18 protein-coding genes and 1 tRNA gene are annotated in these 18,650 nt (G+C 45.1%); 9 read left to right on the plus strand and 10 right to left on the minus strand.

Annotated features, from left to right (window positions below):
* Position 1: 1 nt before the first annotated feature.
* The 3 genes from ACL934_RS06210 to ACL934_RS06220 are packed head-to-tail and all read right to left on the minus strand — an operon-like array spanning position 2 to position 5,660.
* The gene (locus ACL934_RS06210) at positions 2–820 is read right to left on the minus strand and encodes a sugar ABC transporter permease (RefSeq protein WP_374078882.1); all 819 of its coding nucleotides are present in this window, start codon (positions 818–820) and stop codon (positions 2–4) included.
* Positions 817–3,012, minus strand: a complete 2,196-nt coding sequence (locus tag ACL934_RS06215; protein ID WP_374078884.1) for an extracellular solute-binding protein — start codon at positions 3,010–3,012, stop codon at positions 817–819. The genes ACL934_RS06210 and ACL934_RS06215 overlap by 4 nt, the downstream gene beginning before the upstream one ends.
* Positions 3,012–5,660, minus strand: a complete 2,649-nt coding sequence (locus ACL934_RS06220) for an alpha-1,6-glucosidase domain-containing protein (protein ID WP_374078886.1) — start codon at positions 5,658–5,660, stop codon at positions 3,012–3,014. The genes ACL934_RS06215 and ACL934_RS06220 overlap by 1 nt, the downstream gene beginning before the upstream one ends.
* 92 nt (positions 5,661–5,752) lie before the next feature.
* Here ACL934_RS06220 and ACL934_RS06225 point away from each other — a divergent pair, with 92 nt between their 5' ends.
* Positions 5,753–7,021 (plus strand): carbohydrate porin, encoded by a 1,269-nt coding sequence (locus ACL934_RS06225; RefSeq protein WP_374078889.1) that lies wholly within the window; start codon positions 5,753–5,755, stop codon positions 7,019–7,021.
* 73 nt (positions 7,022–7,094) lie between these two features.
* Here ACL934_RS06225 and ACL934_RS06230 read toward each other — a convergent pair whose 3' ends face one another.
* Genes ACL934_RS06230 through ACL934_RS06240 form a run of 3 tightly spaced genes read right to left on the minus strand, consistent with a single transcriptional unit; the run spans position 7,095 to position 8,578 of the window.
* Entirely contained in the window at positions 7,095–7,709 is a 615-nt protein-coding gene (locus ACL934_RS06230) for a DNA-3-methyladenine glycosylase I (RefSeq protein ID WP_374078891.1), read from the minus strand.
* Between the two features lie 3 nt (positions 7,710–7,712).
* Positions 7,713–8,000: a YciI family protein gene (locus ACL934_RS06235; protein WP_374078894.1), complete on the minus strand. Its 288-nt coding sequence runs from the start codon at positions 7,998–8,000 to the stop codon at positions 7,713–7,715.
* Positions 8,001–8,008: 8 nt separating this feature from the next.
* Positions 8,009–8,578, minus strand: coding sequence for a TetR/AcrR family transcriptional regulator (locus tag ACL934_RS06240; protein ID WP_374078895.1), 570 nt, complete (start codon positions 8,576–8,578; stop codon positions 8,009–8,011).
* A gap of 313 nt (positions 8,579–8,891) precedes the next feature.
* On the opposite strand from ACL934_RS06240, the gene ACL934_RS06245 reads away from it, so the two are divergent.
* On the plus strand, positions 8,892–9,647 hold the full coding sequence (locus ACL934_RS06245) for an SDR family NAD(P)-dependent oxidoreductase (protein ID WP_374078897.1): 756 nt from the start codon (positions 8,892–8,894) through the stop codon (positions 9,645–9,647).
* Between the two features lie 37 nt (positions 9,648–9,684).
* On the opposite strand, the gene ACL934_RS06250 is transcribed toward ACL934_RS06245, so the two are convergent.
* The 4 genes from ACL934_RS06250 to ACL934_RS06265 all read right to left on the minus strand — a co-directional run bounded on the left by ACL934_RS06250 (position 9,685) and on the right by ACL934_RS06265 (position 12,955).
* A complete protein-coding gene (locus ACL934_RS06250; protein WP_374078900.1) occupies positions 9,685–10,599 on the minus strand; it encodes an AraC family transcriptional regulator in 915 nt (304 codons plus the stop codon).
* 80 nt (positions 10,600–10,679) lie between these two features.
* Positions 10,680–10,755: transfer RNA gene (locus ACL934_RS06255), tRNA-Arg, on the minus strand.
* A 116-nt stretch (positions 10,756–10,871) separates the two neighbouring features.
* Complete coding sequence (locus ACL934_RS06260; protein WP_374078902.1) at positions 10,872–11,948, minus strand: M23 family metallopeptidase; 1,077 nt, start codon at positions 11,946–11,948, stop codon at positions 10,872–10,874.
* Positions 11,949–12,073: 125 nt separating this feature from the next.
* Entirely contained in the window at positions 12,074–12,955 is an 882-nt protein-coding gene (locus tag ACL934_RS06265) for a pirin family protein (RefSeq protein ID WP_374078904.1), read from the minus strand.
* Between the two features lie 79 nt (positions 12,956–13,034).
* Between ACL934_RS06265 and ACL934_RS06270 the strand changes: the two genes are divergently transcribed.
* From ACL934_RS06270 to ACL934_RS06300, 7 genes are all read left to right on the plus strand, one after another.
* A complete protein-coding gene (locus tag ACL934_RS06270; protein ID WP_374078906.1) occupies positions 13,035–13,808 on the plus strand; it encodes an AMP nucleosidase in 774 nt (257 codons plus the stop codon).
* A gap of 79 nt (positions 13,809–13,887) precedes the next feature.
* Positions 13,888–14,361: a hypothetical protein gene (locus ACL934_RS06275; RefSeq protein ID WP_374078907.1), complete on the plus strand. Its 474-nt coding sequence runs from the start codon at positions 13,888–13,890 to the stop codon at positions 14,359–14,361.
* Between the two features lie 192 nt (positions 14,362–14,553).
* Positions 14,554–15,102: a hypothetical protein gene (locus tag ACL934_RS06280; protein ID WP_374078910.1), complete on the plus strand. Its 549-nt coding sequence runs from the start codon at positions 14,554–14,556 to the stop codon at positions 15,100–15,102.
* A gap of 165 nt (positions 15,103–15,267) precedes the next feature.
* On the plus strand, positions 15,268–16,218 hold the full coding sequence (locus tag ACL934_RS06285) for a 1-phosphofructokinase family hexose kinase (protein ID WP_374078912.1): 951 nt from the start codon (positions 15,268–15,270) through the stop codon (positions 16,216–16,218).
* Between the two features lie 13 nt (positions 16,219–16,231).
* The gene (locus ACL934_RS06290) at positions 16,232–17,230 is read left to right on the plus strand and encodes a 2-hydroxyacid dehydrogenase (RefSeq protein WP_374078914.1); all 999 of its coding nucleotides are present in this window, start codon (positions 16,232–16,234) and stop codon (positions 17,228–17,230) included.
* A 76-nt stretch (positions 17,231–17,306) separates the two neighbouring features.
* Positions 17,307–17,792 carry a Dps family protein gene (locus tag ACL934_RS06295; protein ID WP_374078916.1) on the plus strand — a complete coding sequence of 162 codons (486 nt, stop codon included), beginning with the start codon at positions 17,307–17,309 and terminating at the stop codon, positions 17,790–17,792.
* Between the two features lie 403 nt (positions 17,793–18,195).
* Positions 18,196–18,627, plus strand: a complete 432-nt coding sequence (locus tag ACL934_RS06300; protein WP_374078919.1) for a helix-turn-helix domain-containing protein — start codon at positions 18,196–18,198, stop codon at positions 18,625–18,627.
* Positions 18,628–18,650: the final 23 nt, after the last annotated feature.

Here is an 18,650-nt window from a genome sequence, read left to right on the forward strand (position 1 = left end):
ATCAACCCTTTACACTGCCCATAGTAAGACCAGAAACCAGATATCGAGAGATACTAATAAATAAAATCAAAACGGGAACACTGACAATCAACGCTCCCGCTGCATAAAGACCCCATTGTGTTGCCATACTCGCTTGAAAAGAGCGAAGCCCCAAAGGCAGAGTATAAAGCTGCGGGTCTTGCAAGACGACAGCGGCGATCACATACTCACTCCAACTGCTTAAGAAACTAAAAAGAGCGGTGATCACAAGAGCCGGAGAAGACACCGGCAAAATAATTTTATAGAACGTCATCCAGCGAGAACAACCATCTAAAAGTGCGGCCTCTTCTAATTCTTTCGGAATGGTGTCGTAGTAAGCCTTCATTTGCCACACGCAAAACGGCAGAGCTGTTGAAGAATAAATTAAGAACAATCCCCAGAAGCTATCAATCAAGCGAAGCTTTGAGAGGATAATGTAAAACGGCAAGATCAACATGGTCGCCGGGAACATCTGTGTCGCCAGCAGCGAGAAGAGCATCATGTTGCGCCCACGGAATTGAAAGCGCGAAAGGGCGTAAGCACTTGTCGAGGCAAAGGCGACTCCCAAGAAAGTCGTCGTCGCTGCCACCAAAAGTGAATTTCGCATCCACAACAAGAAATCTGTTTTCAAAAACAAATCGACAAAGTTTTTCAAAGTCGACGTGGAAGTGATGATCTCTAAAGACTGTGATTGAAAGGCGTTATCTCCGCGCAAAGACACGGACAGCACGTATAAAATCGGATAGATCGAAAAAAGAGCAAAAATAAGAATGCTAAACCAAGCCAGCGTTTTTTTAATCATGACTTTGTCTCCTTCAAAGAACCTAGGCTCCAGATGATCAGGATAAGGAAAATCAAAACAGAGACTGCTGCGGCATAACCGTAACGATAAAGATTAAAGGCCGCTTTATAGACATAGCTCACAAGGATATGAGTTTGGTCTCCGGGCTCTCCGGCGTTACTGACAAGCCATACGATATTCAAATTATTGAAAGTCCAAATGCATCCAAGCAAAGCCGCCGGAACCATCACCGGCATCAAGAGCGGCAAAGTGATATGACGGAAACGTTGCCATGCATTGGCTTTATCTAGATAAGCGGCTTCATACAACGAATGCGGAATGGATTGAAGGCCACCCAATGCCACGATCATCATGAACGGGAACCCCAGCCACACGTTCGTAATAATACACGCCGTGAACGCGGTGAAAGGTTGGCTCAGCCATTGAACAGGGGAAAGGTGCAAGAATTGTTGCAAGAACTGATTGATGGGACCGTACTCTTGATTAAACATTCCCCGCCAAGTGAGGGCCGTGATGTACTGAGGCACTGCCCACGGAATAATAAAGAGAGTTCTCCAAAATCCTTTGGCCGGCATCACTTGATTAATAATGATGGCGAGGAAAATTCCAATCGTCACATGGAAGAACACATTCACGACTGTCCAAATCACGGTTTTTACAAACAGTGAATAAAACTTAGGGTCGGTGAGAGCACTCACGTAGTGTTGCACACCCACGATAGACCAATCTTGAAACGTGCGCAGACTGAAGTTAGAAAATGAAATCGCGATATTGTAGAAGAAAGGATAAATGATAACAGCAAAGATGCCCACGAAAGCCGGAAGCATCATGTAGTAGACAAACTTCTGCGGTCCTTGAAAGCCTTTAAAGAAATTGACGAAAGAGTTTCTGGAAACCCACGCCAACCACAGAACTAAAATAAGAACGAAAATTTTAATAACCAAAGCCGAAGCATCCGGTTGTAAGACTTCATTCATGTCACGAATTTGTGACTGGGCCATTTTCTGAGCATCCGTGGCTGCTTGGTCCGGAGTCAAAGAATTGGCGAGAAGCTTTTGATATTGGATGCGCAAACTGTCCCACACGCCACGGACTTCAGGAACTACGGGCATCGGCGTTCCCACTGTCATAATATCGGAAGAAATCTGCAAAAGAGGATTTTCTTTGACGGCTTGAGTTCCTCGCAGCGCTAAATTTGACGGTAAAACCCCTACGCGTTCAGTAAAGATCAACTGAATTTTCTCGGACGTCAGATACTTAAGAAGTTTGACGGCCGCCTGAAGATGTTCAGGACTTCGCATATTGGCATTTAAAGAATACCCCGCGGTCCCGACAAGAGGACTCGGCCATTTCCCTGTTTCTGAAATCATCGGAATGCGAGCAATGCCGAAATCCATTTTAGCTTCTTTATAATCACCCCAAGACCAGTCGCCATTGATCAACATTGCGGCTTTGCCTTGTTTGAACAAAGCATTGGCGGTTTCGTAGTCACATTCTTTAGGAATAATTTTGTATTTATCTCGCAAAGCTAAAATAAACTCGAACGTCTTTCTTAAAGCGGGTGTATCAAGGTTCGGCTTTCCGTCAATGGTCATAAAGGCTTCGCCGAATGCCGGAATAAAAGGAGCAAAGAAGAAAGGCTCTGTGTAGTTAAAAACCAAACCAAAACGATCGGTTTTGCCATCGCCATCAAGATCCTTGGTGTGTTCTTTCCCCATAGCAATAAGCTCATCGGAATTTTTAGGAGGAACAGGCAAGAGCTTCTTATTATAAAGAAGCATCAAGTGATTTCCGACAGCGCCACCGACCATGTAATAGTGATCGTGATAAAGAGGAATCGCGAGGGGATCGAACTGTTTAAAAAATTCGGTCTCAATCACTTCATCCAAGGGACGAATGATCTTCATCGCGGCAAAGGGGCCGATCTGGTCGCTGGGCCCATAAACCAATTCCGGACCACTGCCACCCATGGCCGCAGCTTGATAGCTGGAGCGCAGTTCTTCGGTTTCGCGGTAAGTTTCTTGAACCAGAATATCCGGGTTTTCTTTTTCAAAGTTTCTAAGAACTTCTGAAAGCACCTGTCGATGGCCATAGATCATTTGATGCCAAAGCTGCACCCGAACAGGCTCTGCGAAGGATTCGGCAGAAAAGATTAAAATGAAAAGAAGAAATACCAGCTTTAAAAACTTCATTAAAACACTCGTCGACTCTTTTTTAACTGAAGGATCACGGTGGAGCGGCCGGGAAGCTGCATACTTCCTTGAACGGGATACAAAACCACTTGTGATAAAACAGGATCAATAGATTCATCAAACAAAGGATGCAGTTGCCAGTCTTGGCGAAGAACACGGTGAGAAAAGGAACGGGCTTCGCGAGAGGCATTAAAAAACACGAGAAGGGTTTCGTTCTGATCTTGCAAAAGCATTGCAATCAGACCTGGCTCTGCCGACGCTTCGTTGTCGATAAAATGAAGATGGTCCGTGATAGCCCGAAGAGAATTAAGTTTAAAAAGCTCACTGCTTTGGCGAATACGCAAAAGAGCTTGAAAATAGCTATTCGCTTTAGCAATTTGTGCAGGAGTCACTTTCATTTCAGCAGCTAGCAAGCGCGGTTGCCAGAAAGACCAATCACTTAGATTTTTCCAGGCTGGAGGTAAACCCTCACCCCAGAAATTTGTGACACCTTTCCAGTCGATGCGATTAAAGAAGTCTCCCGAATCATAACTGTCTTGATCACCGTTTTTTGTGCGCAAAAGCTCAGTGCCGGATTCAATAAAAGGAATACCTTGCCCAAGAAGAGGAATCGCCAAAGCCAACTGATGCATGCGCAGACGCTCTTCACTGCTGGCAATTTGCGGTGTGCGATCCGCCCTAAAAAACGGAGCCTTGGCTTGAATCGCATCCCATAATCCATAGCCATCGTGAGCAGAGACATAGTTGATGGTCTCTAGAGCTTCCGCCGAATAGGCAACGGGAGCACCGCGGAATTTAAGATCTCCGGCGCGAATGGTATTTCCCAAATGTTCTTTGAAAGAATAATCTCGCAGATTTCCCGCAAGACCCACTTTGATCACGTCACCTAAGTGCAAAAGTTTTCCGCGTTGGGAATGGAGGTCCGTGGGAGTGTTGCGATTGGCAGGTTCTTGATTGAAATCAAAGAACAGACCCGTCGCAAAACCTTGATCTGATTTTTCAGCAGAAGAGGTCGTGCCTCCGCGAACGGCATCGCGCAGGCGATCGTTGAAAAATCCATACTGAGTTCCATAGGAATTCTCAATCGACATTGCGTCTTGAGGAGAGCGATCGTGGAAGGAGCCAAAACTCCAGCCTTCGCCATAAAGAAGAATTTTTTCGCCATCGACTCCGTCATGGGCCAATGTCAAAGAACGCACAGCTTGGCGCAAACGATCCATAGTCTGGCGTGAATGAAAAGACATCAGATCAAAACGGAAGCCATCGATCTTATAGGTCTTAGCCCAATAGACAACACTATCAATCATCAGCTTTTCCATCATGCGATGTTCACTGGCAGTGTCGTTGCAGCAAGAGCTTCTTAAAGTTTTACCTTCGTCATCAACGCGGTAGTAATAAAGAGGAACGACCTTATCAAAGACAGAGTAAGGTTTAGCTCCACCTTGATACGTGTGATTCAAAACCACATCTTGCACGACACGAAGTCCCAACTCATTGATGGCTTTCACCATCTCACGCATCTCGCGAATGCGCGGTTCGCCATCAGCTTGAACGGCGTAACTGCCCTCAGGGGTGAAATAGTGAACGGGATCATAACCCCAATTAAACGGGTCCAAAGTTCTCATGCCGCCGATCACGCTCTGTGGTTCTTGCAAGTTTCCACCAGAGCCTTCGTAATTTTCCCACTCGGCTTTTTTCTCATTCACACTGCCAAAATCATTCAAAGGCAAAAGATGCAGGTGAGTCAGTCCCGCTTGGGCAAGGGCACGAAGATGTTTGACTCCATGAGAACGCGGTTGAGTGAAGGCTAAATATGTTCCGCGAAGCTCTGGATGAATGGAATTTTCACCAGCGCTAAAGTCTCTAAGGTGCAGCTCGTAAATAATCGAGTCATTTAATGAGCGAAGTGGTGGCTTCGCCAACTGTGTCCAGCCGGCAGGTGTTGTCGCACTGGAATTCAAATTCACTAGCTGTGATTTTTCTCCATTTAAAGAAAGGCTGCGACTGTAGGGATCGGTTACGAAGAACGTCTCAATCTTGTCAGTCAAAGGTTGAAAGGCTGTGACTTCGTAAAGATAGTAAGTGCCTTCATAAGAAGAAGGAGCCTCAAAACTCCAAACACCTTGCGAATTGCGACTCGCTTCCACCACGTGTGCCTGATGGATAGCATCGTCACTGTTCTTGAAAAAATAAATACGCACACTTTGCGCCGTTGGAGCCCAGAGCTTAAGACGGCAAGAAGACTCGCAAACGGCACCTAATTCTTCATTCGCAAAATAAAGAGAATCTAAAAGCCCTGCATATTGAATCGAGGTCGAATCTAAAACCGTGCGATTGTTATTCGAGATCACAACCTTCAAAGGTTTGCGAATCAAATTATCAATCTCAGCTTTTGCAAGATGAGCCGTGCTTAACCAAGCGTAAGAATTTTCAACAGAGATCAAAGGAAGAGAGATCGGCGTTGTTTCCGCGAGCGGGGCGTGTTCATCCACGAAATAAAACTGAATATTGGAGCTCACATAGAAACCCGCAGGCAGTTTTAGTTTCAATTGCGTGGCATCGATCCACTTTGCGCGTGCGTCTCCGGCCATCGCGGGAAGACAATTTAGGAACAGCAAACATAGAAGTGCACACAAGGCTCGAATCAAAAAAACACCCTCAAATAAAATCAAACTCTCTGCGTAATGTCTGGTCAGGCGCAGACTTTATGGGTAAGCCTCAGCTTTTTCAAGGGGTGAGGGTGAAAAGTATTAAGTGGTTCGTAATTTGCGTTTTGTGGAGTTCGTTCAGTTACGGGATGAATGCTGATTTTTTGGGCTATCTGCGTGGCGGAACCGGAACTAATTTCGAAGGCGGAAAAGCAGATTGTTTTTCCAACGCGGGAATTCCTGGGAATTTCCTACGTTTAGGGAATGAGTGTGGTTTTTACTCCGAGATCGGAATGATCTTTCATCACAAAAAAGCTGACGAACAAGATTCCGTCTATTTTAAGACGCAGACTCGTTTGGTCTTTAACTCTCAAGGGACGCGCCAATGGGAAGCTGCGGCAAATCGCGATACCAGTCAGGTAGAGGCTTTCGTGACAGCGGGTGGTTTCACGGAAGTTCCCGGAGAGATCTGGATCGGGAAGCGTTTTTATCGTGATGTCGATGTTTATATTTTCGATTGGTACTACTACGCCGACATGAGTGGTGTGGGGGCAGGGATTGATGAGGTTCCCCTCGGCCCAGGAAAATTTGCTTTTGCTCATTTGATTCAAGCCAATGACGATCTCACAACAACTTCGGGTCGTCCTGTTTTGCAAGCTTTGGATTTGCGTTGGAAGTCCGTTCCTGTTTTCGCAAATCAAAATCTGAATCTGTGGGGAGTGTATGCGTGGGCGCAAGCGAGCTCCGATACGACTCAGCAGTATATTGATACAAATGGATATTCTCTCGCGGCACGTTTGAACGGTGTGGTTCTAGATGGGATGAACAACTTCACAGTTCTTTTTGGTAAGGGCGCAATGAAGGATCTGAACATCTACGCCAGCAGCGTCGTGCCTGCGACAGATGACAGTCAAAACAAAGCTTGGACTGTGCGAGTGGTTGAAGACTGGCATCACGATGTGAGTGACAAGTGGGCCGTGATGTTTGCCTTCGCTGCTGAATACGCTGATAACGGAAAAGCTGATAACAACCGTCGCACATGGCAAGAGGTGGGCATTCGTCCGATCTATTTCGTGTCGGACAGATTTCAGTGGGTCTTTGAAACAGGATACTCTCACTACAAAGACGAATCTGAAATGGATGGCGCAAGTCCTGTCGGGGATAGAGAGCTTATGCGTGTGACTTTCGCTCCGCAATTGTCACTGAGTAAAACCATTTGGGGACGTCCGGTGATGAGAGCTTTCGTGTCTCACTCCAGATGGTCGGACTCCAATAAAAGTTTTATCGGTGCGAATGCTCCGGCGTTTAAAGATAAAACAGAAGGCACTAACTTCGGTTATCAATTCGAAGCGTGGTTCTAATTACATAAAGTGGGAAATAAGGGAATTGAAGTTCACGATGAATTAAGTCAAAGGAACGAGGTTGGGCAACAATTCAGATAATTTTAGGTCTTTGGAAAGTTCGACGCTTGCTTTTAACTTTGTTCCTAATAACACATTCTTCAGCATGGTCATTGATAAGCCCCATGGCCTGCATAAAGGCATAAACCGTTGTAGGGCCTACAAATTTCCAGCCTTGTTTCTTCAGCTCTTTTGAAAGGGCGATCGAGGCATCGGAAGTTGACGCAGTCTGCGGACTTGCGAGCTTCTTCCCGTCAGGTTCATAGCTCCAAAGGAAGGCTGCAAGTGAGCCTTTATTCTTAACCACTTCTTGAGCACATTTTGCATTATTGATGACGGCTTCTATCTTTCCCTTGTGACGAACAATCCCTTCATCTTTTAAAAGCCTATTCACGTCTTTCTGTGTGAAGCGTGCAATTTTATTGAAATCAAAATTGTGAAAGGCCTTTCGGAAATTTTCACGCTTAGCCAGGATTGTGCGCCAACTCAGCCCTGATTGAAACCCTTCAAGACTTAGTTTTTCAAACAATCGGTAGTCATCATCGACAGGATATCCCCATTCTTCATCATGGTATTTCAAAAACTCAGGAGCAGCTTCACACCAACGACAGCGTTTTTTTCCATCAGGACCTACAATCGTCTTGCTCATGGCTCACCCATTAAGAAATTCTAAACGTTGATCAGACTTTGAAGGATCAATTTCAAGAATTTCGGCTTCCACAACGTTTTCAGAAACGAAAGGGTCCGCATCTATTCTCTTTTTAAGATCGGATAAAGTTGTCTTATGGGCCATCACAGCTCCACCAAGACTAGGTTTAATGCTTCCTGTGAGGAGGAAAACACCGTCGTCAAAACCTTGTTGAATCCATTTCATGTGACCTTTCATAAACTCTTGGGCCTTCCCCTTGTTTTTTGAAAACTTCAAAAGAATGATGAACACGGGTTCTCCTATTGTATGTATGAGGCAAGCCATTCTTCCATCTGGCGCACTTCAAGTTTTACGAATTTTTCATCATGAAAAGCATTTGCGAGCGTTGCAACCCCTTGGCTTCGCGCCAGCAAATGCATGGCCAGCTCGTCTGCATCTTTTTTATGTCCGAGCGACACGAATTGACGTGCTAACCAAGTCCTGAACAGCATCATGATTTTATTCGCATGGGCTTTGGAACCGTGATTTAGTTTCGCCAATTCGGTACAGAGTGTGCCAACAGGACAACCATAGAGTTTGATTTTGGATTGATTCATAATCAAAATATTGATGAAACTTTTTATACGTTCCGAGGGATTTTTTCCTTCATTTTCCCAGCGATCCAGCATCTCTTGAGTTCGAACAAGGCGAAGCTCAATCACGGCTTCTAGAATTTCATCTTTGGATTTAAAGTGATGATAGAAATTCCCACGCGATATTTTTACATCTTCTGCAATGTCGGCAAATGAAGTGTGCTCAAAGCCTCTTTTATAAAAAAGCTGGTCAGCAGTTTCTACGATATATTCACGCGTGGATTTTTCTTGAGTCATGGACGCTCCATCAAAACTAACTATACGACCCCTAGGACAATTGGCCTGTATTTTCGAACATTAGGACAGTTGTCCTAATTTGTCAAGAATGCCAATAACAAGAAAAATTTCCTATTAAAAACAAACAGTTGTTATGGATGACATAATATAAGCCTCTGCTGCTTGGACAATAGGCTCTAAAGCTTCACAAGCGACCCTAGAAAAGTACTTTTAGGCAATTTTTAGGCAGGATCAAATCTGGGGTTTTTCTGGCGATCAGTCGAAAATGTAATCTCAGATGGGTTGCCCAGAAAAAACAAACAGGGAGAATTTTATGAAAATCGCAATTGTCACTGGCGGAAGCAATGGAATAGGAAAGGCCACAGCGCTTGAACTTGGAAAACGTGGAGTGAACGTTATCTTAACCTTCAACTCGTATAAAGAGCGTGCAGAGGAAGTTGCTCGAGAAATTGAAAAGAATCTCGAGGTACGAGCCATCGCAATGAAATTAGATCTTATGCAAAGATCCAGCTTTGAGGCTTTTACGAAAGAGGTAAAGCAAAACCTGAAGTCTATCTGGGGTAGAAATACGTTTGATTACTTGGTCAATAACGGTGGTGTCGGCGGGCCGTGCTTGATTAACGAAATGAATGAGGAATACTTCGACAAAATCATGAACACTAACTACAAGGGAACCATTTTTTTAACGAAGCATCTGTTGCCGTTGATGGAAGATGGCGGTTCAATCTTGAATACGACGAGTTCCTCGAAGAGTCAGTCTTTCCCGGGCTATTCTATCTACGGCTCACTAAAAGCGGCACTTTCAGTTTGGACTCGCTATGCTGCTAAAGAGCTTTCGCCGCGAAAAATTCGTGTCAATGCGGTGTCGCCTGGTCCCACTCATACTAACTTTGGAGACGGAGTCATGGACAAGCATCCTGAGTTCCTAAAGCCGCTGGCAGATCAAACTGCCTTTGGCCGCGTTGGAAGACCTGATGATCTTTCCAAGGTCATTGTGAGTGTTCTCTCTGATGATTTCGGCTGGGTGACCGGTCAGGACATCGAAGTTTCGGGTGGACATTTATTGTAGGGGGCAAGCGCCCTCTCTTAAGAAATCATGAAGTATGTTACGGACTCGTAGCATGCTTCTTTCTTTCAGCTTCGAGTCCTTTTAGTTTGATAGCATCTTTCGCTGGTGATGCTCCGAAGAGCCTTGAATATTCCCGGTTGAACTGTGAAGGGCTTTCGTATCCAACCTCAAATGCCGTATCGGAAACTGAGTAATCACTGAACACTAAAAGCTTGCGAGCCTCGACAAGACGCAACTGCTTTTGAAACTGTACAGGACTAAGACCCGTGATTTCTTTGAATCGACGATGAAATGTTGTTACGGCCATACCAGATTTTGTGGCGATCTTTTGCACATCAAGAGTCTTTGAATAATTCGCTCGAATCCAAAGAATCGCTTGTCGTATCTTTGAAGCTTTTCCTTCTTCGAGCAAGGAATGTCGCAAGCGCCATCCTTCAGGACCCATCAGCACGCGATAAAGAATCTCGCGCTCAAAGACAGGAGCAAGTGCTGGAATTTCTTCTGGCCTTTTTAATAGTCGAAGCATTCTAACCCAGGCATCGACGAATTCCGGAGTTGCTGGGCATGCAGAAAAATCCGTGGTCTGAGATTCACTTAGGTGCCCCGCGTGAAGATCGTTTAGCAAACTCAAAAGAAGATCTTGGTTAATACGAAGTCCCACTGACAGATAGGATTCGCCGTTCGGACCTTCATACACTTTTCCTGTTGCTGGTAGCTCAGTTGGAATCACAAAATAAGATGGAGATTTGAGCCTGATGTGATGATCGCCAATCGTTATGTCCTTGCCGCCTTGGACAAGAAATCCAATCATTGGTTCATAAACAGCGGATAATTGATGTTCCGGCACATCGCCTTTGATCAAAACAACACCAGGTATCGCTGTTGCTGTTGGAAACGTAGTCGCATCTGCAGCTAAATCACAAATTTCATGTAAACTCTGCTTTAAATTCATGTGGAACCCTTATCACCATCCCTTAGAAGACTAGGGGCTACTTCGATTCATGCGATTAAAAGTTCGTCTGCGTTTAAAGATGGTGCAGTCGGCAGGACTCGAACCTGCAACCCCTTGGTTCGAAGCCAAGTGCTCTATCCATTGAACTACGACTGCACAATGAGATCTAACACTACCAAGTAAGAGGCAAAAAAGGCAAGAGACTCACTCTTGCCTTTGATTAAGAAATGGGAATGTGCGTCGGGCTTCGCGAGATCGAAGCCGTTTCGATTTTAGACGTGAAAGCTGAAAGCGTTAATGATCGAGGCAATTGCATCCAGCATAGAACCGATAAAAGTTCTTGGGTTCGCAGGGGTATAGCCGCGTCTGCTCTTAACGTGCGTTTCAAAGTGAAGGTGCGGAGCTGTTCCGATGCCCGTATTTCCAGATAAAGCAATCAAATCACCTTGGTCAACGTCGGCGCCGGCTTTCACTTTGAAAGCGGAAAGATGCGCGTACAAAGTTTCTAGCTTGTTGTTCGGGTGAACCACGATCACGTAATGTCCGTAACCAGAGATCTTTTTAGTTAAACGGTTTCTCTCTGTGCGAGTCGCAAGAACTTTTCCAGAGTAAACGCTGACAACCGAAGTTCCGACGCCAGCGCGCAGATCAATCCCTTTATGCAGGCGGTTCTTTTTAAGAACAGGGTGGCGGCGCATGCCGTATTCGCTCGTTGCAACCAGGCAGCTTTTGCCGCAGTTTCTAAGAGGACTGATAATGACTTCACCAGCAATCTTATCGATAATGCCAAACTCTTCACGCTCTTTGCGAACGCGTTCAATTTGGCTTGCAAGGTCGCTCATTTTTGAAAGGTCGCCTGTAGATCTGTAGGCGACGTAAGATTCGTGAACGGCTTGTCCGTTACTTTCTAAAGAACTTGTTTGGCGAAGATCTGATAAAGACATACAGAAGTCTGTACGGTCGATCAACTCGGACTCACGGATGTCTTCATCCATAACGTCAACAACACGCAGACCGCAGACCCAGCCCAGTTTTGATTTTTGGATTCTGTCTTGTCCCGCAGGAATATAAGGGTAGTTCACACGCTCAGGGCTTGTTTTCATCAAGTGTAAAGCGGAGTTCATGTTGTTGATATCAACAGCGACGATGGAGTCTTCTGGAACTTCCAGTTGAGATGTCAAAGCGCGTTCGCCACTCTCAAGCTCTGTCGCAAGATAAAGGTGAATCGAGTTCTGGGTTTTCAAATACAGAGTTTCATCCATTTCATCAAAGGCATGGGCAAAACTCAGAGGAGCCGCAGTTATGACTAATACGCTTCCAATTAACTGGGTAAGAAATTTACTTTTCATCCGTTCCTCCAGACTGTTCGGCGGAACTGCGAAGAACAGGCCAGGAGGATCGGGAGGGAACTCATCTAAATTGGATTTCGCTTAGAAAAACTGTCTAAACTTTAGAGAGGTGGCTTCAAAATTTGTCACTCAGCCGGAAGCGGAATTATATCGCTCTCTCCGGGAACTTGCGGGAAGCTGCCGTCACGCCACTGTTGTTTGGCCTGCTCGATTTTTTCCTTCGATGAAGAGACGTAGTTCCAATAAATATGCCGAGGTTCAGGAAAGGCTTCTCCACCTAAAACCATGAACTGCGTGTCTTCATTGGCAACGACTTTTAACGAAGAATCTTTTTCTAAAACCACAAAGTCATCGGGATCGATCTTCTTTTCATCCAAAGCCAGTTGTCCTTTGATGATAAAGAAAGCGAGCTCGTGAGTTCCAGGATCAAACTCGAAACTTTGGCCTTTCTTCAAATTCACTTCCATAAAGAACAACGGCGAATATGCATTCACAGGGGACGTTTTTCCGAAGGCACTTCCTGCCACGAGAACAACATCCGCGCCGTTCACTTGAAAACGAGGAATGCTGTTTTGCGGATGATGTGTGAAAGAAGGGGCCGTGTCTTCATCTTTGAGCGGAAGAGCCACCCAGAATTGCAAAAGATGCAATCGGTGAGCTTTCCCGCGCACGTCTTCAGGCAAACGCTCAGAGTGAGAAATCCCTTTTCCTGCTGTCATCCAGTTGACGTCCCCAGGAGTGAGAACTTGTTTATTTCCGAGGCTGTCGTGATGAAGAACTTTCCCTTCTAAAAGATAGCTTAAGGTCGAGAGGCCAATGTGAGGATGAGGCCGAACATCCATGCCTTCTCCTGCGGCAAAGTCAGTCGCTGGGAAGTAATCGAAGAAAATAAATGGACCCACCATGCGTTTTTTTGCATAGGGAATCAAACGGTGCACAATAGGACCGCCCACAGACACGAAACGTGGAGCAATCTCCATGAGAATATTATTTTGTGTAGAACTCATATTATGCCCCCTTTTATTCTGTCGAAAGTCATGCTAACCTAACTCAATTTATCTTACGAATGAAAATATTAGGAGTAGCATGAAAACAAAAAAAGAAATAGTTGATAACTGGTTGCCTCGCTACACAGGCGTACCGCTCAATGAATTTGGTCAGTACATTTTGCTTACAAACTTTGGCAACTACGTGAAGATGTTCGCAGAAAAATTCGATGTCCCGGTGCGTGGTCTTGATAAACCCATGCAATCGGCAACGGCTGAAAACATCACCATCTTAAATTTCGGGATGGGGAGTGCGTTAGCAGCAACGTGTATGGATCTTCTCTCTGCTGTGAACCCCAAAGCCGCTTTGTTCTTGGGAAAATGTGGTGGTATCAAAAAGAAAAATCAGTTGGGTGACTTTGTTCTTCCTATCGCGGCGATCCGTGGAGAGGGAACAAGTAACGAATATCTTCCGGCAGAAATTCCGGCATTGCCGTCGTTCCGTTTGCAAAAAGCCGTGTCATCGATGATTGCAAAACATCAGTGCGATTACTGGACAGGAACCGTTTACACAACCAATCGTCGCGTGTGGGAGCATGATGATGCTTTCAAAGATTATTTGACGAAAACACGTGCCATGGCTGTGGATATGGAAACAGCGACGATCTTCGTGACTGGCTTCGTCAACGAAATCCCTCGTGGAGCTTTGTTGTTGGTCTCTGACAATCCGATGATTCCAGACGGAGTGAAGACAGAAGAGAGCGATAAAAAAGTCACCGCGAATTATGTCGATAAACATCTTTCTATCGGCATTGATGCTCTTCGTGAGCTTCGCGACTCGGGCGAATCTGTTAAACACTTGCGTTGGGATTGATTTCGTACAAGATCCTAGGTCTCTGAATTCCCAAAATCATGCAGGTTCCATAGCATAATGAAAGTGCGAGGAGGCCTGCATGATAAAGTGGATGATTCTTCTTTTAACTGTCTTTTCTTTTTCAACGAGCTTTGCCACGCAAGAACTGCCGCGTCCGTTGCCTGACGATCCGTATCCTCAAGAGCCCTATCCTGGAGAGCCGCCACCACCGCCGCGCCAAGTGGAAGTCCCATACACATTAGGAAGTGGAGAAACCGGCCGTTTTGGTGCGAGGACTTATCAATTTTTTCCACGAGCGGATTTAAATCGTGTGACGAAAATTCGTTTAGTGGGATCTCGCAACAATATTGAAATTAAAGAAGTGCGAATTCTCTACGCTGATAATTCAGGAGAAAGATTCGAGCGCACTCTTCCTGGGGACTTGCATTCAGGCCGTGTCCGCGAAGCTTATTTAGATGGTCGTCGCGTTTATCGCATTGAAGTCACAGCCTCGGCCTCATATTTTTGGAAAAAGCCCGGTGGATATCGAGTAGATATCACCGCTGTGAAGTAACAAATGCTCTTTCTTTGAGCATGAAAATTCGATATGGAAATAGAAAAAGCTCTCGCTTTCACGGGGGACTTTTTCTTATTTTCACCTTTTTTCACGCAATTAACATGTTGTGTCATTCTGAAAACTGCGATATAACTGGGCCCACTTTGAATCAATACACAATTGAATGATGCACTTTTGGGGAGGCTCGCTTTGATCAATCCAGGCAATAACATGCACGCTGATGAAATGATCGACTCTGACTTGGACTCGGACCTAGAGAACGAAAAAGAGATGAAGAAAACCTCTGCTTTTGAAGCAGATATGGATGATGACCTTGAAGCCGAAGCTGCCTTGGCTGCTATGCCTGGCAACTTGTTAATGGAAGGCGAAGAAGACGATCTTAATCTGGATGAAATCGAGAATATCTTAGAATTGTCTGATGCTGGATTCCCTAAATTCACACTTGCGAAAAACAAAGCTCGTTTCCTAAGAATGGTGAGCTGGTATCGCGGTAAAGAAGAGTGGATTGAAGTAGCTCCTCTTTCTGGAGTAACAAAACTCTTCAAACAGCAAACGAAAGAACTAGAAGGCATCCGTTCTTCTAAGTTGGACTACGAAATGGAACTTGAAACTGGCACTTTGACTCCGTCACAAAGATCTTATCGCCGTGACGAACTTAAAATGTGCAAAGTTCAAGAAAAAATGGCCGTTCACTTGATCTCTAAACTTCAAGTTAAGATCAAATCTGGCCGCCGCTAATCTTCGGGCGCAGGCTGAAGCCGTATAAAATTTTGAACCACCAAACGCCAAGTCCACCAACTTGGCGTTTTTTTATTTGAAGGTGGAACGCACGCAGCTTTGTGATTTCACAATTTCGCAGATGGACTCTTCTGACTTATTCAAATCAGTGAAACAATCCTTCAAATGAGAGGAATCATCTGCTCCATCACTCCGAATCCAGCCTTGGATCTCAGCGGATTTGTTGAGGCCCTCAAGGTTGACGAAAAAACCTATGTGCACCAAGAGGTTCGAGCTCCAGGAGGAAATGGGATCAATTCCGCACGTATTTTAAATCGTCTTGGAGTTTCAGTCGTTGCGTCGGGATTCTTGGGTGGTAGCACCGGAAAAGAAATTGAATTGCTCCTCAAGGGAGAACATTTAAGGCACCACTTTATTCCCATTCGTGAATCCTCCCGAATCAATATCACAGTTACAAATCAATCAAATCACAAGCAAACTCGTTTGAGTTTTCCCGGTCCTCGGGTAGATCGCGATGAAAAACGCCAGTTGTTCAATTACATCAAAGGAAACAAAGAACTTTGTCTGTTGATTCTTGGAGGTTCTCTTCCGCCGGGATTTACGACTAAAGACTTTCGGAGTTTGATAGCAATAGCCAAAAAAAATAATGTTGAAGTTGTCGTTGATTGCCCTGGGGGGATTTTATCGCAGGTTATTTCTTCTAAGCCGCTTTTGATTAAACCCAACCTCGACGAATTTCAGGTTTTGACTGGAACTAAAGTGAGGTCAATCTTCGCTGTTCGAGCGCAGGCAGAAAAATATTTGAATAAAGTGCCATATATCTGTGTCTCATCCGTGGACGGTGGAGCGCTCTTAGTGACTCCGGTGGGCGCCTATTTCGGAAGAATCCCGGAAGTTCGCATTTTATCGACGGTAGGAGCGGGTGATTCTATGGTGGGTTCTATGGTGGCGCAACTGTACAAGGGAAATCGCTCTCCTGAACAGATACTGCGATGGGGGCTTGCTGCTGCTGCAGCGACCTTGAGTGAATCGGGAACAAGGCTGGGACGAGCCTCGCACATTAAAAAATTATTTAAGAGAACTGTGGTCGAATCTGTTTCAAGGCAAAGGCGTTGAAGATTGAGGAAAAATGAAAATTGTTTTTTTTGATATGCATAGCTTTGAGAAAGCAGCTTTTTTGGAAGCCAATAAGGGATTTAATCTAGACTTAGAGTTTCTAGAAGCCCACCTTCATCCTAAGACAGCCATCCTGGCGCGGGGAGCTGAAGCTGTGTGCGCCTTTGTAAACGACAAAATTGACGATGAATGTATTTTAATCTTGAAGGACTTAGGTGTTCGTCACATCGCCTTAAGGTCCGCAGGATTTAACAATGTGGATATCGTTTCCGCAAAAAGAAATGGAATCGTGGTAAGTCGTGTTCCGGGTTATTCACCTTATGCGGTGGCTGAATTTGCCACGGGTTTGTTGCTGACATTAAACCGCAAAATTCATCGCGCTTATTCGCGAGTGAGAGAACTGAATTTTTCCTTGGATGGACTTGTGGGGTTTGATCTTCATGGGAAAACTGTCGGTGTGCTCGGCGCAGGAAGAATCGGGAAAATATTTTCTCTTATCATGGCCTCTTACGGCTGCAAGGTGCTTGTTTGTGATCCCAAAAAGGATAGTGAATTAGAGCTTCATCCGGGGATTTCCTATGTTGACCATGCAAGTCTTTGTCGAGAGTCCGATATCATTTCGCTTCATGTGCCCTTAACTCCGGAAACTTATCACATTATTGACTCTAAGATGATCGCGACAATGAAAAATGGAGTCTTTATAATCAACACCGGACGGGGATCTTTAATCGATACGAAGGCTTTGATTGAAGGATTAAAGAAAGAAAAAATAGGCGGTGCTGCTTTGGACGTCTATGAAGAGGAAGAAAATATTTTCTTCCAAGACCTTTCGGGAAAGATTCTACAAGATGATATTCTAGCAAGGCTACTGACTTTTCCGAATGTTGTCGTGACTTCTCATCAGGCATTTTTAACTAAAGAGGCTTTGCAGAATATAGCAAATTCAACTCTGCGAAGCATTTATGAATTTAAAGAAAATGGAACTCTCAGCAAAGAAGAAACTGTCTGTTAATTCTCGCGTCAGAGACGGAAGATTTCTTTTCACACTGACTAAACTTCTTTAGACTTAGGCTTCTAAAGGAGAATTCATGAAAAAGACCCCTCAGAAAATCGACATTGGTATTCCTGAAAATGACCGTAAAAAAATCGCAGAAGGACTTTCTCGTCTTCTTGCGGATTCTTACACTCTTTATCTTAAAACTCACAACTTCCACTGGAATGTCACAGGCCCTATGTTTCAAACTCTGCACTTGATGTTTGAAGCTCAGTATACGGAATTGGCATTGGCGGTGGATTTGATCGCAGAACGCATCCGCTCTTTGGGAGTCCCAGCTCCAGGCACATACAAAGAATTCTCGAAGCTCACTTCCATCGAAGAACCAGAGGGAGTTCCTGCGGCAAAAGACATGATCAAACAACTTGTGGAAGGCCAAGAAGCCGTTGTGAAGACAGCGCGCTCTCTTTTCCCTCGCGTAGAAAAAGCAGGGGACGAAGTGAGTGCGGATCTTCTCACTCAAAGAATGCAGCTTCACGAAAAGAACGCGTGGATGCTTCGCAGTTTGCTTGAAGAGTAGTCGGCAAGCACGGCGAATTTTGAAGGGGCTTTATAAATACCTGATGCTTCGTGGGGCACGCATCCGTGCTCAATCGCCGCCGCACTGACGTGCGGTTCGCGCATCGTGCGCCGGCGAAGGCCCCACTGCGATCAGGTATTTATAAAGCCCCTTCAAAATTTTGTGCTCACAACTTTCTCAGGCTTCCTGCTCTTTACGTCTGGGTTTTATGGTTTCTTTCCCCAAAAAGTGTCGAATCCGGCGTCAAGAGGGTATTTTTAGTAGTCCAAAAGTCTAGTGTTTTAGCCCCTTTGAAGTGTCTCAAAAAAAAATTGCAACTAGCCCTAAATTCTCACGATGAAACGCCGATAGGTACAAAGTGAGTCAATTAGCATTTGTTAATGTTTCAAAAGGGGAGGACTAAATGTCACGCACAGTAATGATCGTGGTGAGCGATAACCAGGAAACTATCGAGAATACAAAGAAGTACTGGGAGAACCACGATGTGACAGTTCAAGCATATTCGTCAGCTCAATGGCGCGAAGGTCTTGATAATGCATTTTTCAGACAACAACTCGTAGCGGGTGTTCCTGCGTTGATTTCTGGCTCAAGCCCAATCAACTCAGACGCGGGTGGAAACGTAATCCAATTCCCGACAGCTACAGCAAGTTCATCGAATGTTCAAAAGATGGAAGAGCTAGAAGCACAAGCGATCGAGAACGCGATCGTTCAATACAAAGGCAACCTGACTGAAGCTGCAAAAGCTTTGGGTATCGGTCGTGCGACTTTGTATCGTAAAGTAAAGCAATACCACATCGATCCTTCTGCAGCTCGCAAGAAGAAAGTGGCTGCTTAATTCCCTTTTGAATTGGAATTCGA

The organism is Bdellovibrio sp. HCB-110, assembly GCF_047323225.1.
Lineage (GTDB): Bacteria > Bdellovibrionota > Bdellovibrionia > Bdellovibrionales > Bdellovibrionaceae > Bdellovibrio.